11 protein-coding genes, 4 tRNA genes and 2 rRNA genes are annotated in these 15,368 nt (G+C 57.3%); all 17 read right to left on the bottom strand.

Annotated elements, in window-relative coordinates; all coding sequences use genetic code 11:
* Nucleotides 1-18: 18 nt before the first annotated feature.
* The 17 genes from rpoB to ACKI1H_RS08210 all read right to left on the bottom strand — a co-directional run bounded on the left by rpoB (nt 19) and on the right by ACKI1H_RS08210 (nt 15,143).
* A complete protein-coding gene (gene rpoB, locus ACKI1H_RS08290) occupies nt 19-4,092 on the bottom strand; it encodes a DNA-directed RNA polymerase subunit beta (protein ID WP_138526792.1) in 4,074 nt (1,357 codons plus the stop codon).
* A gap of 223 nt (nt 4,093-4,315) precedes the next feature.
* On the bottom strand, nt 4,316-4,684 hold the full coding sequence (gene rplL / locus ACKI1H_RS08285) for a 50S ribosomal protein L7/L12 (protein WP_017516430.1): 369 nt from the start codon (nt 4,682-4,684) through the stop codon (nt 4,316-4,318).
* 76 nt (nt 4,685-4,760) lie between these two features.
* Complete coding sequence (rplJ, locus tag ACKI1H_RS08280; RefSeq protein ID WP_017516429.1) at nt 4,761-5,261, bottom strand: 50S ribosomal protein L10; 501 nt, start codon at nt 5,259-5,261, stop codon at nt 4,761-4,763.
* A 202-nt stretch (nt 5,262-5,463) separates the two neighbouring features.
* Nucleotides 5,464-6,159 carry a 50S ribosomal protein L1 gene (gene rplA, locus ACKI1H_RS08275; RefSeq protein ID WP_015475312.1) on the bottom strand — a complete coding sequence of 232 codons (696 nt, stop codon included), beginning with the start codon at nt 6,157-6,159 and terminating at the stop codon, nt 5,464-5,466.
* A complete protein-coding gene (gene rplK, locus ACKI1H_RS08270; RefSeq protein ID WP_024767122.1) occupies nt 6,159-6,590 on the bottom strand; it encodes a 50S ribosomal protein L11 in 432 nt (143 codons plus the stop codon). Before rplK ends, rplA begins: the two co-directional genes overlap by 1 nt.
* Nucleotides 6,591-6,710: 120 nt before the next feature.
* Nucleotides 6,711-7,244 carry a transcription termination/antitermination protein NusG gene (gene nusG, locus ACKI1H_RS08265; protein WP_015475310.1) on the bottom strand — a complete coding sequence of 178 codons (534 nt, stop codon included), beginning with the start codon at nt 7,242-7,244 and terminating at the stop codon, nt 6,711-6,713.
* Nucleotides 7,245-7,253: 9 nt separating this feature from the next.
* A complete protein-coding gene (gene secE, locus ACKI1H_RS08260) occupies nt 7,254-7,622 on the bottom strand; it encodes a preprotein translocase subunit SecE (RefSeq protein ID WP_088421640.1) in 369 nt (122 codons plus the stop codon).
* 45 nt (nt 7,623-7,667) lie between these two features.
* Nucleotides 7,668-7,743 (bottom strand) — tRNA-Trp (locus ACKI1H_RS08255).
* A gap of 53 nt (nt 7,744-7,796) precedes the next feature.
* Nucleotides 7,797-8,990, bottom strand: a complete 1,194-nt coding sequence (tuf, locus tag ACKI1H_RS08250; protein WP_054910987.1) for an elongation factor Tu — start codon at nt 8,988-8,990, stop codon at nt 7,797-7,799.
* Nucleotides 8,991-9,073: 83 nt separating this feature from the next.
* Nucleotides 9,074-9,149: transfer RNA gene (locus ACKI1H_RS08245), tRNA-Thr, on the bottom strand.
* Between the two features lie 19 nt (nt 9,150-9,168).
* Nucleotides 9,169-9,242, bottom strand: a tRNA-Gly gene (locus ACKI1H_RS08240).
* A gap of 25 nt (nt 9,243-9,267) precedes the next feature.
* A tRNA-Tyr gene (locus ACKI1H_RS08235) sits at nt 9,268-9,352 on the bottom strand.
* Nucleotides 9,353-9,493: 141 nt separating this feature from the next.
* Nucleotides 9,494-10,174 carry an SPOR domain-containing protein gene (locus ACKI1H_RS08230; protein ID WP_440468132.1) on the bottom strand — a complete coding sequence of 227 codons (681 nt, stop codon included), beginning with the start codon at nt 10,172-10,174 and terminating at the stop codon, nt 9,494-9,496.
* A 9-nt stretch (nt 10,175-10,183) separates the two neighbouring features.
* Nucleotides 10,184-10,933: a pantothenate kinase gene (locus ACKI1H_RS08225; protein ID WP_440468131.1), complete on the bottom strand. Its 750-nt coding sequence runs from the start codon at nt 10,931-10,933 to the stop codon at nt 10,184-10,186.
* Complete coding sequence (gene birA / locus ACKI1H_RS08220; protein WP_440468130.1) at nt 10,923-11,867, bottom strand: bifunctional biotin--[acetyl-CoA-carboxylase] ligase/biotin operon repressor BirA; 945 nt, start codon at nt 11,865-11,867, stop codon at nt 10,923-10,925. The genes ACKI1H_RS08225 and birA overlap by 11 nt, the downstream gene beginning before the upstream one ends.
* 134 nt (nt 11,868-12,001) lie before the next feature.
* Nucleotides 12,002-12,117 (bottom strand): 5S ribosomal RNA (gene rrf / locus ACKI1H_RS08215).
* A 134-nt stretch (nt 12,118-12,251) separates the two neighbouring features.
* Nucleotides 12,252-15,143, bottom strand: a 23S ribosomal RNA gene (locus tag ACKI1H_RS08210).
* Nucleotides 15,144-15,368: the final 225 nt, after the last annotated feature.

Raw genomic sequence — 15,368 nt, 5'->3', positions numbered from 1 at the left:
CCGTTCTGACGTCACGTGTTATTCGGTTTCCAGTTCGATATCGATGCCGAGCGAGCGGATCTCTTTGATCAACACGTTGAAGGACTCGGGCATGCCGGCCTCCATGCGGTGATCCCCGTCCACGATGTTCTTGTACATCTTGGTACGGCCGTTCACGTCGTCCGACTTCACGGTCAGCATTTCCTGCAGGGTGTAGGCGGCACCGTAGGCTTCCAGCGCCCAGACCTCCATCTCCCCGAAACGCTGGCCACCGAACTGCGCCTTACCACCCAGCGGCTGCTGGGTAACCAGGCTGTAGGAGCCGGTGGAACGTGCGTGCATCTTGTCATCGACCAGGTGGTTCAGCTTGAGCATGTACATGTAACCAACGGTGGTCGTACGCTCGAACTGGTTGCCGGTGCGGCCGTCATACAGGCGCATCTGACCGCTTTCCGGCAGATCGGCCAGCTTCAGCATGGCCTTGATCTCGCGCTCCTTGGCACCGTCGAATACCGGGGTAGCCATGGGCACGCCGCCCTTGAGGTTGTTGGCCAGAGCGAGGATCTCGTTATCGTTCAGCTCGTCCAGGCTCTCCTGGCGGCCGCCGATCTCGTTGTAGATCTCGTTCAGGAACACACGCAGCTCGGCGATCTTGCGCTGCTCTTCGAGCATGCGGTTGATCTTCTCGCCCAGGCCCTTGGCCGCGAGGCCCAGGTGGGTTTCGAGGATCTGGCCGACGTTCATACGCGACGGTACGCCCAGCGGGTTCAGAACGATGTCGACCGGAGTGCCATGCACGTCGTGCGGCATGTCTTCGACCGGCATGATCACCGAGACCACACCCTTGTTACCGTGGCGGCCTGCCATCTTGTCGCCCGGCTGGATGCGGCGCTTGATAGCGAGGTAGACCTTGACGATCTTCAGTACGCCCGGAGCCAGGTCATCGCCCTGCTGCAGTTTGCGCTTCTTGTCTTCGAACTTGTCGTCCAGCATCTGACGGCGGTCGCTGATGTAGGCCTGGGCCTTCTCCAGCTGCTCGTTCAGAGCGTCTTCCGCCATACGCAGCTTGAACCACTGGCCGCGCTCAAGGCCGTCCAGGTACTCGTCGGTGATCTCTGCGCCTTTCTTCAGGGCAGGACCGCCGTCGGCCTTGGCACCGACCAGAGCGGAACGCAGACGCTCGAAGGTTGCGCCTTCGACGATGCGGAACTCTTCGTTCAGGTCCTTGCGGATCTCGTCCAGCTGCATTTTCTCGATGGACAGGGCGCGGCTATCGCGCTCTACACCATCGCGAGTGAAGACTTGTACGTCGATGACGGTGCCCTTGGTGCCAGTCGGCACGCGCAGGGAGGTGTCCTTCACGTCGGACGCCTTCTCACCGAAGATCGCACGCAGCAGCTTCTCTTCCGGAGTCAGCTGGGTCTCGCCCTTCGGGGTGACCTTGCCGACCAGGATGTCGCCAGCCTGTACTTCGGCGCCGACGTAGACGATGCCAGCTTCGTCCAGCTTGTTCAGCGCAGCCTCACCCACGTTCGGGATGTCCGCAGTGATTTCTTCTGGGCCGAGCTTGGTGTCACGGGCAACGCAGGTCAGTTCCTGGATGTGAATCGTGGTGAAACGATCTTCCTGGACCACGCGCTCGGACAGGCAGATGGAGTCTTCGAAGTTGAAGCCGTTCCAGGGCATGAACGCTACGCGCATGTTCTGACCCAGAGCCAGTTCACCCATGTCGGTGGACGGACCGTCGGCCAGGATGTCGCTGCGCGAAACCTGATCACCCTTCTGTACCAGCGGACGCTGGTTGATGCAGGTGTTCTGGTTGGAACGGGTGTATTTGGTCAGGTTGTAGATGTCGACACCGGCTTCGCCAGTCTCGACTTCGTCGTCGTTCACACGAACCACGATACGGCTGGCATCGACCGAGTCGATCACACCGCCGCGACGTGCAACCACGCAGACACCGGAGTCACGGGCGACGTTGCGCTCCATACCGGTACCTACCAGCGGCTTGTCGGCGCGCAGGGTCGGTACAGCCTGACGCTGCATGTTCGAACCCATGAGTGCACGGTTGGCGTCGTCGTGCTCGAGGAACGGAATCAGCGAGGCAGCGACGGAAACGACCTGCTTCGGCGATACGTCCATGAGGGTGACGTCTTCCGGCGCCTTCACGGTGAATTCGTTCAGGTGACGTACGGCAACCAGTTCGTCGATCAGCTGGCCTTTTTCGTTCAGGGTCGCAGACGCCTGAGCGATGACGTGATCAGCTTCTTCGATCGCGGACAGGAAGACGATGTCGTCGCTGACCAGACCTTCCTTCACCACGCGGTACGGGCTTTCGAGGAAGCCGTATTTGTTGGTGCGGGCGTAGGTAGCCAGGGAGTTGATCAGACCGATGTTCGGACCTTCAGGGGTTTCGATCGGGCACACGCGGCCGTAGTGGGTCGGGTGTACGTCACGAACCTCGAAGCCCGCGCGCTCACGGGTCAGACCACCTGGGCCGAGTGCGGAGACGCGGCGCTTGTGGGTGATCTCGGAGAGCGGGTTGTTCTGGTCCATGAACTGCGACAGCTGGCTGGAGCCGAAGAACTCCTTGATCGCGGCAGCCACTGGCTTGGCGTTGATCAGGTCCTGCGGCATCAGGCCTTCGCTTTCGGCCATCGACAGGCGTTCCTTGACCGCGCGCTCTACACGCACCAGGCCAACACGGAACTGGTTCTCGGCCATCTCGCCAACGCAACGAACGCGACGGTTACCCAGGTGGTCGATGTCGTCGACGATGCCTTTGCCGTTACGGATAGCAACGAGGGTCTTGAGGACCTCGACGATGTCTTCCTTGCTCAGGACGCCAGCGCCTTCGATCTCGGTACGACCGATACGGCGGTTGAACTTCATGCGGCCAACGGCGGACAGGTCGTAACGCTCGGCGCTGAAGAACAGGTTGCCGAACAGCGTCTCGGCGGCTTCCTTGGTCGGCGGCTCACCGGGACGCATCATGCGATAGATCTCGACCAGCGCTTCCAGTTGGTTGCTGGTGGAGTCGATCTTCAGCGTATCGGAGATGAACGGACCGCAGTCGATGTCGTTGGTGTACAGGGTTTCCAGGCGAGCAACCTGGGCCTTGGCAATCTTGGCCAGGGCATCGACGGTCAGCTCGGTGTTGCACTCGGCGATGATCTCGCCGGTAGCCGGGTGCACGACAGCCTTGGCTACGGTACGGCCAATCAGGTAGTCGAACGGCACTTCCAGCTGGGTGATGCCGGCCTTCTCGAGCTGGTTGATGTGGCGCGCAGTGATACGGCGGCCCGCTTCGACGATGACCTTGCCGGCAGCATCCTTGATATCGAAGCTGGCGATCTCGCCACGCAGACGCGACGGCACCAGCTCCAGATTCAGGGTCTCGCCCTTGATCTCGTAGACGTTGGTGTCATAGAACGCGTTGAGGATTTCCTCGGTGCTGTAGTTCAGCGCGCGCAGCAGGACGGAAGCCGGCAGCTTGCGGCGACGGTCGATACGCACGAACACGCAATCCTTCGGGTCGAACTCGAAGTCGAGCCAGGAACCGCGGTAAGGAATGATGCGAGCGGAGTACAGCAGCTTGCCGGAGCTGTGGGTCTTGCCACGGTCGTGGTCGAAGAACACACCCGGGGAACGGTGCAACTGGGAAACGATGACGCGCTCGGTACCGTTAATGATGAAGGTACCGTTCTCGGTCATCAGGGGGATCTCCCCCATATAGACTTCTTGTTCCTTGATGTCCTTGATCGCTTTGTTCGACGATTCCTTGTCGAAAATGATCAGGCGCACTTTCACACGCAGCGGGACCGCGAAGGTCACACCGCGCAGCACGCATTCCTTGACATCAAAGGCCGGCTCGCCCAGACGGTAGCCGACGTATTCCAGGGCAGCATTGCCGGAATAGCTGATAATCGGGAAAACGGACTTGAAGGCCGCATGCAGGCCGATGTCTCGAACCTGGTCCTTGCTCGCGCCGGCCTGCAGGAATTCGCGATAGGAATCCAGCTGGATGGCCAGCAAATACGGCACATCCATGACGTCCGGCAACTTGCTAAAGTCCTTGCGGATACGTTTTTTCTCAGTGTATGAGTAAGCCATCAGCGTTCCCCAGCTTGGTCACCTGCTTGTTTGGCCTCTCCCGCACAGGGGAGCAGCCCAAAAATCGTGCAAACCCTAGGTTTGCGCCGCCACTCGTGGCGGGATTTTCACGTTATGGGGGGCACCTACGGCACCCCACCCATAACGGAAAAAGGCCGGTGGCAATTGCCACCAGCCATCAGCCTGTCGCTTAACGCTCGGGCTGTCGACGCAAGGTACGAACTTACTTGAGCTCGACCTTGGCGCCTGCTTCTTCCAGGGCTTTCTTGGCAGCTTCGGCTTCTTCTTTCGAAGCGCCTTCCTTGACCACGCCCGGGGCGCCGTCAACGACAGCCTTGGCTTCTTTCAGGCCCAGACCGGTCAGTTCACGAACGACCTTGATCACGTTCACTTTCTTGTCGCCAGCTTCGGCCAGAACGATGGTGAACTCGGTTTGCTCTTCAGCAGCGGCAGCAGCCGGGCCAGCAGCAGCAACGGTAGCGGCAGCAGCGGTAACGCCGAACTTCTCTTCCATCGCCTTGATCAGTTCAACGATCTGCATGACGGACATTTCGGATACGGCGGAGATGATGTCTTCGTTGGTCAGAGCCATGACTCTAATTCCTGTATTGGGTGACGGCCTAAGGCCATCGAATTAAACAAAAAAGGTTGAAAGGAGATGCCGAGCCTTAGGCTGCGGTAGCTTCTTTCTGATCGCGAATTGCCGCCAGAGTACGAGCCAGCTTGCTGGTAGCGCCTTGGATCACGCTCATCAGCTGTGCAACAGCTTCGTTGTAGGTCGGCAGGGTCGCCAGCACGTCGATCTGATTGGCTGCGAGGAACTGACCCTCGAACGCGGCCGCCTTGATCTCGAACTTGTCCTGACCCTTGGCAAACTCCTTGAAGATACGAGCGGCAGCGCCCGGATGTTCGTTGGAGAAAGCAATCAGGGTCGGGCCCTTGAACGTGTCGTTGAGCACTTCAAACTGAGTGCCTTCAACGGCGCGCTTGAGCAGGGTGTTACGTACGACTTTCACGTACACACCAGCTGCGCGGGCCTCTTTACGGAGTCCGGTCATAGCGCCGACAGTCACGCCGCGTGCATCAACCACGACAGCGGACAGACCGGCTTTGGCAGCCTCGTTGACTTCAGCGACGATGGCCTTCTTGTCTTCGAGTTTAATTGCCACGGGTTTACTCCTGGATGTTACCGATTCGTCCAGCCGGAGCCGGACGGCGTTTTGGTGTCTGATTCGGTAAACGAATCGGGAGCACCATCTGCGTAGGCTTGAGGTTTAAGGCTTGCGCCGCCTACGGTCTTGGATAGCCCCCGCCAGGCAGGGACCCCAATACCTGCGGACAATGGGCGAACCCACTGTCCGACTTAGTTCATCAGCCTTCCAGCGAAGCCTGATCGATCTGCAGACCCGGGCCCATGGTGGTGCTCAGGGTAACGCGCTGAACGTACACGCCCTTCGAGGAGGACGGTTTCAGGCGCTTCAGATCGCTCAGCAGCGCTTCCACGTTCTGCTTCAGCTTGACCGGCTCGAAGTCGATCTTGCCAACGGAAGCGTGGATGATGCCGTTCTTGTCGGTACGGAAACGTACCTGACCGGCTTTGGCGTTCTTGACGGCGGTAGCGACGTCCGGAGTCACGGTGCCGACTTTCGGGTTCGGCATCAGACCGCGCGGGCCCAGTACCTGACCCAGCTGGCCAACAACACGCATGGCGTCCGGGGAAGCGATGACGACGTCGTAGTTCAGGTCGCCGGCTTTCATTTCGGCAGCCAGTTCGTCCATGCCAACCTTGTCTGCACCAGCAGCCAGGGCAGCTTCAACACCAGGACCCTGGGTGAAGACGGCAACGCGTACGGATTTGCCGGTGCCGTTCGGCAGAACGGTGGCACCACGTACGACCTGGTCGGATTTACGCGGATCAACGCCCAGATTGATGGCGATGTCCACGGACTCCTTGAACTTGATGGTCGACAGCTCGGCCAGCAGCTTAGCGGCATCTTCGAAGCCGTATTGCTTGCCCGCTTCGATCTTCTCGGCGATAGCCTTTTGACGCTTGGTCAGCTTAGCCATTACACACCCTCCACGTTCAGGCCCATGCTGCGCGCGGAGCCAGCAATGGTGCGTACGGCAGCGTCCAGGTCAGCAGCGGTCAGGTCAGCCTGCTTGGCCTTGGCGATCTCTTCCAGCTGAGCACGGGTAACGGTGCCGACTTTCTGAGAGTTCGGACGAGCGGAACCGCTGGTGATGCCAGCTGCTTTTTTCAGCAGGACGGCAGCCGGGGTGCTCTTGGTTTCGAAGGTGAAGCTACGGTCGCTGTAAACGGTGATGATTACAGGAGTCGGCAGACCCGGCTCTTGGCCTTGGGTCTTGGCGTTGAACGCCTTGCAGAATTCCATGATGTTCACGCCGTGCTGACCCAGAGCCGGGCCGACGGGCGGCGACGGGTTGGCCTGGCCGGCCTTAACTTGCAGCTTGATGTAAGCCGTGATTTTCTTAGCCATTTGCTACTCCAAATGCGGGTCAAGCGCCCTGTCGGGCTCCCCGGTTGCTTTCGCGTTTTATCCCAAGGACGACAAAACCCCGCAGCCTACGGCTGCGGGGTGTGGGATTCAGTGTGCCAGTTAAACTTTCTCTACCTGGCTGAACTCCAGCTCTACCGGAGTAGAGCGACCGAAAATGAGCACAGCGACCTGGATGCGGCTCTTTTCGTAGTTAACTTCTTCGACGACACCATTGAAGTCAGCGAACGGACCATCGATGACACGAACGGTTTCGCCCGGCTCGAACAGAGTCTTCGGCTTCGGCTTGTCACCGCTATCGGCAACACGACGCAGAATGGCATCGGCTTCCTTGTCGGTGATCGGCGCCGGCTTGTCGGCAGTACCACCAATGAAGCCCATGACACGAGGAGTGTCCTTGACCAGGTGCCAAGTACCCTCATTCATTTCCATCTGCACCAGGACATAGCCCGGGAAGAATTTGCGCTCACTCTTGCGCTTCTGGCCGTTCCGCATCTCCACGACTTCTTCGGTGGGGACGAGAATCTCACCAAACCCATCTTCCATGCCGGCCAGTTTGACCCGCTCGATCAGCGAGCGCATGACATGCTTCTCGTAACCCGAGTAGGCATGCACAACGTACCAACGCTTAGCCACGGAACACCCTTAACCTACGATCATGGAAACCAGCCAACCCAGCAGGGAGTCGAGCCCCCAAAGCACCAGCGCCATTACCAGCACTACTGCCACTACGATCAGCGTGGTCTGAGTTGTCTCTTGACGAGACGGCCATACAACCTTGCGAATCTCGGCGCGAGCCTCTTTAGCCAAAGTAAAGAACGCACGCCCCTTGACGGTTTGCAGCGCAATAAAACCTGCAACAGCCGCCATCACGAGAATACCGAGAACGCGATAGAAGATCGGTTGCGCGGAGTAATACTGGTTGGCAACCACAGCCACCACCACCAGCACTGCAACCACAAGCCACTTCAAGAGATCAAGACGCGACTCTTTGGCTTCTACCTTCGCATTCATCTGCTAGGAATCCCGTTTAAAGAAGTGCCAGATTTTTTAGAAATCTGGCAGGCCAGGAGGGAATCGAACCCCCAACCTGCGGTTTTGGAGACCGCCGCTCTGCCAATTGAGCTACTGGCCTAGAACAAAGTCAGGCCGACCATTATGCCGGCCTGAGAGGGAAAGATCAATCGATTATTCGATGATCTTGGCAACCACGCCGGCGCCAACGGTACGGCCGCCCTCGCGAATCGCGAAGCGCAGGCCATCTTCCATGGCGATCGGAGCGATCAGGGTGACAACCATTTTCACGTTATCGCCCGGCATTACCATCTCAACGCCTTCCGGCAGTTCGCAGTTGCCGGTTACGTCGGTGGTACGGAAGTAGAACTGCGGACGGTAGCCTTTGAAGAACGGGGTGTGACGACCACCTTCTTCTTTGGACAGCACGTACACTTCGCACTCGAACTTGGTGTGCGGCTTGATGGTGCCCGGCTTGGCCAGAACCTGGCCACGCTCTACGTCTTCACGCTTGGTGCCACGCAGCAGAACGCCAACGTTCTCACCAGCACGACCTTCGTCGAGCAGCTTGCGGAACATTTCAACGCCGGTGCAGGTAGTCTTGGTGGTCGCCTTGATGCCGACGATTTCCACTTCTTCCTGGATCTTGACGATGCCACGCTCAACACGGCCAGTTACCACGGTGCCGCGACCGGAGATCGAGAACACGTCTTCGATCGGCATCAGGAACGGCTTGTCGATGGCGCGCTCGGGCTCGGGGATGTACGAGTCCAGGGTTTCTACCAGCTTGCGCACGGCGGAAACGCCCATCTCGTTGTCGTCCTGGCCGTTCAGGGCCATCAGAGCAGAACCGATCACGATCGGAGTGTCGTCGCCCGGGAAGTCGTAGGTGTTCAGCAGATCGCGAACTTCCATTTCGACCAGTTCCAGCAGCTCGGCGTCGTCAACCATGTCGGCCTTGTTCAGGAACACGACAATGTAAGGAACGCCTACCTGACGGGACAGCAGGATGTGCTCGCGGGTCTGCGGCATGGGACCGTCAGCAGCCGAGCAAACCAGGATCGCGCCGTCCATCTGGGCAGCACCGGTGATCATGTTCTTCACGTAGTCGGCGTGGCCCGGGCAGTCTACGTGAGCGTAGTGGCGTACCGGCGAGTCGTATTCAACGTGAGAGGTGTTGATGGTGATACCACGAGCCTTCTCTTCCGGCGCGTTGTCGATCTGGTCGAAAGCGCGAGCGGAGCCGCCCCAGGTCTCGGAGCAGACCTTAGTCAGAGCAGCGGTCAGAGTGGTTTTGCCGTGGTCAACGTGACCGATGGTGCCGACGTTTACGTGCGGCTTGTTACGCTCAAACTTTTCTTTAGCCATCTTGACCGCCTCCCGTAAGGAATTGAGAAAGTCACGTCACCATTAAAACAAAGGCAGATATTTTCATATCTGCCTTTGCGAGATGGAGCTCATGAGCGGATTTGAACCGCTGACCTCACCCTTACCAAGGGTGTGCTCTACCAGCTGAGCTACATGAGCAAGACATAAGCAACAAACTTGGAGCGGGTAGCGGGAATCGAACCCGCATCATCAGCTTGGAAGGCTGAGGTTCTACCACTGAACTATACCCGCGGAGCTTGCAGCTCACGCTTGAAACTGGTGGAGGGGGAAGGATTCGAACCTTCGAAGTCTGAGACGTCAGATTTACAGTCTGATCCCTTTGGCCGCTCGGGAACCCCTCCGAGTGAGGCGGCATTCTACAGCCTGCCACCGCGTTGTCAACTGTTTTTCTTTAAAAAACTTGAGCTTAGCTCTTCGACAACGGCTTCCAGTGTTCGACCTTTTCAGGCCACCCCTGTGAAGCGGGCGCCATTCTATTCAAACTATTGAGGGCTTGCAACGTTTTTACACAGCATTGTTTGTTTTTGCAGTTCCGGGAAATCCGGGGCCAGCTGACGCACCAGGGAATCGTCCACCAGGCGCCCGCTTTCCGCGCTTATCTGCGCCCAGTAATCATGCTGCGAACGAGCCAGCTCGCGCACCAGAGCATCGTACCCAGCAGCCTTCAGACGCTCTACGACGCTGTCAGCGGAATCCTTGCGCTGGAAGATTCCGAGGGAAATTCCATCAGTCAGGTCACCTTCAGTGATGATGTAACTATCGATCTTCCTCGCCTGCAGCTCGCGCAGCTGCCACAACGAAGCCTGTCGCGACGCCAGGGGCGGGAGATAAACCCAGTAATCGAGGCCAGCAGCAGCATCCACGGTTTGAACCGAAGCCTGGACATCCAGGCTCAGCAAGCGCTGGACCAGTTGCCGGGCACGATCCTCAACCGGGAAGCTGCCCAGGTAAACACACGCGGACGCGGGAGCAGTCGCCGGCTTTTCTTCTGCCGGACGGCGCTGAGGCGCCTCGGCAGACTCGCTGAGTAGCCGAATATTCTTCTGATCCGCATGAAACAGGCTGAGCGGCGCGATCTCCTTCGGACGGAGCGGCACCTGCTGCTGATGCCAGACGTAATAGAAGACATTGAGGGCGAGCAGAAAAAGAAAGAACCAACGCATCGATCAGACTCACTCGATCGGACAGGCGAGCGCCAGGCCGAGAAATACCAGGTCCGGAAGCACGACAGCACGAGCGCTCTCATCCTTGACGAGCTCGGCGTCCCCTCCGGTCAAATAGACAGCGCAGTCATCACCCAGCAGCCTGTTTGCCAGAGCGATCTGCTCCCGCACGAACCCCCGCAGCATCAACACACACCCGCGCTCCACCGCTTCAGAGGTCTCTTGGCCCGGCAGCAAATTCTGCAGTGCCTCATGAGCAGCATCGTCACCATAGCGAATACGGCGCGTGTGCGTGCGCAACTGACTGCGCATCAGTGGCATCCCGGGCGCAATGTAGCCCCCCAGATGCTTGCCAGCAGCGTCGACCAGATCGGAGGTAACTGCCGTACCGAGATCGAGCACCAGGCAGCCACGACCCGCCAGACAATGACCTGCCACCAGAGCGAGCCACCGATCCATTCCGAGACGCTGGTACTCGCGATAGCCATTCACGACCCCGCTCAGCTCGGTCGCAGGGGCAGCAATATGCACCGTAACGGGAAAAGCGGTCTCCAGACCGACACGAAGCGCGTCGGTTTCCTGCTCGCTACGCACGCTGACCATGCGGCAGTAGTGGATATCCACCACCCCACTCGCCCGCAGTTGTGTTAACAACGCCTGATCAGAATCAGCCACACCACCCGCGACAGTCACCAGGTCGTGCCTCCTGACCACCCGCCACTTGATCAGGCTATTTCCGCAATCCAACTCAAGAATCATCCGACAACCTCAGACTCAGCTCGCCTCCGCTGTAGCTCTGCTCCTTGCCATCCACCAGGAGGCGCAGCGCCCCCCTTTCGTCGATGCCAAGGGCGCGCCCAACGATATTATTGGCGACAGTGGACAGCGTGACTTGCCGCCCCTGCCACAGGTGAAGGGACTCCCACTCTTCACGACTGGCGGCAAAACCGCGCTCGCGATGGCGGGAAAGTGCATGCGCGAGTTGCGACTCCAGCGCCTGCAGCAACTCATTGCGATCGACCACCCTGCTTAGCGCTTCTCGAACCGAGGTCCAGGGCTGATCAATGGCATCCGCCTTGCGCATGTTCACATTGATACCGATACCGATGGCAACGCTGCAGATATCAGCAGGATCCCCCGTCAACTCCAGCAGGATACCGGCAATCTTCTTGCCACCGACCAGGACGTCATTGGGCCACTTCAAGCCAACATCCTTTACACCCAGCGCCTGGATGGCTTTAGCCACTGCAAGACCAACCACCAGACTCATCCCTTCCAGCTCCTGCGCACCACCGCGCACGCTGATACCCAGGGTGTAATAAAGGTTGGCACCGAAGGGACTTTCCCATTGCCGCCCTCGCCTGCCTCGTCCAGCAGTCTGGCGCTCGCCCAAGATGGCGAATGGCGCCGTGGCACCGGCAGAGAGGCGTCGCAGAACTTCGGCGTTGGTGGAATCGATCGAAAACAGAACATCGAGAGGCCAGAGGCCGGTATCGGGTCTGGGCGCGATGATACTCAGCGGCTCTTCCAGGCGATAACCGCGACCGCGCACACGCTGCACGACCACACCGTAGTCGTGCTCGAACCCCTCAAGGCGCTTCCAGACAGCACTGCGACTTACTCCGAGCAGAGCACCCAGCTCTTCTCCGGAATGAAAGCGGCCATCGCTCAGCAATTTCAGCAAGGTCTGCATATCACCCCCGCAACAGTCAGGCACGCATCATATAGAGGCATGCCTGAATTGCCTACGCAGCAATGGCACAACTTTCCCGCGCGCAAAAGCAAAACCCCCGGCCAGCGAAGCTGACCAGGGGTCTTGGGATAGGAGCTTGACGATGACCTACTCTCACATGGAGAAACTCCACACTACCATCGGCGATGCGTCGTTTCACTACTGAGTTCGGGATGGGATCAGGTGGTTCCAACGCTCTATGGTCGTCAAGCAATTCTTTATGGATGCTCGTGGCAGATGCACACGCTCATCCAGATTCGGGTATGTGACAGGTATTTGCGGTTCACACGAACTTTCGGTTCGTTACGTCTTCACCGTACAACACACAAATTGTTTGGGTGTTATATGGTCAAGCCTCACGGGCAATTAGTATCGGTTAGCTCAACGCCTCACAGCGCTTACACACCCGACCTATCAACGTCGTAGTCTTCGACGGCCCTTTAGGGGAATCAAGTTCCCAGTGAGATCTCATCTTGAGGCTAGTTTCCCGCTTAGATGCTTTCAGCGGTTATCTATTCCGAACATAGCTACCCGGCAATGCCACTGGCGTGACAACCGGAACACCAGAGGTTCGTCCACTCCGGTCCTCTCGTACTAGGAGCAGCCCCTCTCAAATCTCAAACGTCCACGGCAGATAGGGACCGAACTGTCTCACGACGTTCTAAACCCAGCTCGCGTACCACTTTAAATGGCGAACAGCCATACCCTTGGGACCGGCTTCAGCCCCAGGATGTGATGAGCCGACATCGAGGTGCCAAACACCGCCGTCGATATGAACTCTTGGGCGGTATCAGCCTGTTATCCCCGGAGTACCTTTTATCCGTTGAGCGATGGCCCTTCCATACAGAACCACCGGATCACTAAGACCTACTTTCGTACCTGCTCGACGTGTCTGTCTCGCAGTCAAGCGCGCTTTTGCCTTTATACTCTACGACCGATTTCCGACCGGTCTGAGCGCACCTTCGTACTCCTCCGTTACTCTTTAGGAGGAGACCGCCCCAGTCAAACTGCCCACCATACACTGTCCTCGATCCGGATAACGGACCAGAGTTAGAACCTCAAGCATGCCAGGGTGGTATTTCAAGGATGGCTCCACGCAGACTGGCGTCCACGCTTCAAAGCCTCCCACCTATCCTACACAAGCAGGCTCAAAGTCCAGTGCAAAGCTACAGTAAAGGTTCACGGGGTCTTTCCGTCTAGCCGCGGATACACTGCATCTTCACAGCGATTTCAATTTCACTGAGTCTCGGGTGGAGACAGCGCCGCCATCGTTACGCCATTCGTGCAGGTCGGAACTTACCCGACAAGGAATTTCGCTACCTTAGGACCGTTATAGTTACGGCCGCCGTTTACCGGGGCTTCGATCAAGAGCTTCGCTTTCGCTAACCCCATCAATTAACCTTCCGGCACCGGGCAGGCGTCACACCCTATACGTCCACTTTCGTGTTTGCAGAGTGCTGTGTTTTTAATAAACAGTCGCAGCGGCCTGGTATCTTCGACCGGCATGGGCTTACGTAGTAAATACTTCACCCTCGCCGGCGCACCTTCTCCCGAAGTTACGGTGCCATTTTGCCTAGTTCCTTCACCCGAGTTCTCTCAAGCGCCTTGGTATTCTCTACCCAACCACCTGTGTCGGTTTGGGGTACGGTTCCTAGTTACCTGAAGCTTAGAAGCTTTTCCTGGAAGCATGGCATCAACCACTTCATCATCTAAAAGATGACTCGTCATCAGCTCTCGGCATTAAGACCCCGGATTTACCTAAGATCTCTGCCTACCACCTTAAACTTGGACAACCAACGCCAAGCTGGCCTAGCCTTCTCCGTCCCTCCATCGCAGTAACTAGAAGTACAGGAATATTAACCTGTTTCCCATCGACTACGCTCTTCAGCCTCGCCTTAGGGACCGACTAACCCTGCGTCGATTAACGTTGCGCAGGAACCCTTGGTCTTTCGGCGTGGGAGTTTTTCACTCCCATTGTCGTTACTCATGTCAGCATTCGCACTTCTGATACCTCCAGCAAGCTTCTCAACTCACCTTCACAGGCTTACAGAACGCTCCTCTACCGCGCATCTTGCGATGCACCCGTAGCTTCGGTGTATGGTTTGAGCCCCGTTACATCTTCCGCGCAGGCCGACTCGACTAGTGAGCTATTACGCTTTCTTTAAAGGGTGGCTGCTTCTAAGCCAACCTCCTAGCTGTCTAAGCCTTCCCACATCGTTTACCACTTAACCATAACTTTGGGACCTTAGCTGACGGTCTGGGTTGTTTCCCTTTTCACGACGGACGTTAGCACCCGCCGTGTGTCTCCCACGCTGACACTTCCAGGTATTCGGAGTTTGCATCGGTTTGGTAAGTCGGGATGACCCCCTAGCCGAAACAGTGCTCTACCCCCTGGAGTGATACGTGAGGCGCTACCTAAATAGCTTTCGAGGAGAACCAGCTATCTCCGAGCTTGATTAGCCTTTCACTCCGATCCACAAGTCATCCCCTACCTTTTCAACGGGAGTGGGTTCGGTCCTCCAGTCAGTGTTACCTAACCTTCAACCTGCTCATGGATAGATCGCCCGGTTTCGGGTCTATACCCAGCGACTAAAACGCCCTATTAAGACTCGCTTTCGCTACGCCTTCCCTATACGGTTAAGCTCGCCACTGAATATAAGTCGCTGACCCATTATACAAAAGGTACGCAGTCACCTAACAAAGTAGGCTCCCACTGCTTGTACGCATACGGTTTCAGGTTCTATTTCACTCCCCTCTCCGGGGTTCTTTTCGCCTTTCCCTCACGGTACTGGTTCACTATCGGTCAGTCAGTAGTATTTAGCCTTGGAGGATGGTCCCCCCATATTCAGACAAAGTTTCTCGTGCTCCGTCCTACTCGATTTCACTTCAAAGAACCTTTCACATACGGGGCTATCACCCACTATGGCCGCACTTTCCAGAGCGTTCTGTTAGATTCAAAGAAGCTTAAGGGCTAATCCCCGTTCGCTCGCCACTACTAAGGGAATCTCGGTTGATTTCTTTTCCTCAGGGTACTTAGATGTTTCAGTTCCCCTGGTTCGCCTCTTACACCTATGTATTCAGTGCAAGATACCCAGGTTATCCCGGGTGGGTTTCCCCATTCAGAGATCTCCGGATCAAAGTCTGTTTGCCGACTCCCCGAAGCTTATCGCAGGCTACCACGTCTTTCATCGCCTCTGACTGCCAAGGCATCCACCGTATGCGCTTCTTCACTTGACCATATAACCCCAAGCAATCTGGTTATTGTCTCGAACGTGAAGACGACATTCGCCGAAAATTCGCGCTTGAACTCGCAAATTTTACCTTGACTTGAATAATCACCAGTGAAAGAGATTATTCAGTCTACTTCTATCACATACCCAAATTTTTAAAGAACAGTTCTGGCACAAAGACCAGACATCAATGTTCGTTCAACCTGAACATTCATGTCTGAGCTTTCGACGA

The organism is Pseudomonas sp. YH-1 (assembly GCF_051990045.1).
GTDB lineage: Bacteria > Pseudomonadota > Gammaproteobacteria > Pseudomonadales > Pseudomonadaceae > Pseudomonas > Pseudomonas nicosulfuronedens.
This window is presented reverse-complemented; position numbering and strand designations above follow the sequence as displayed.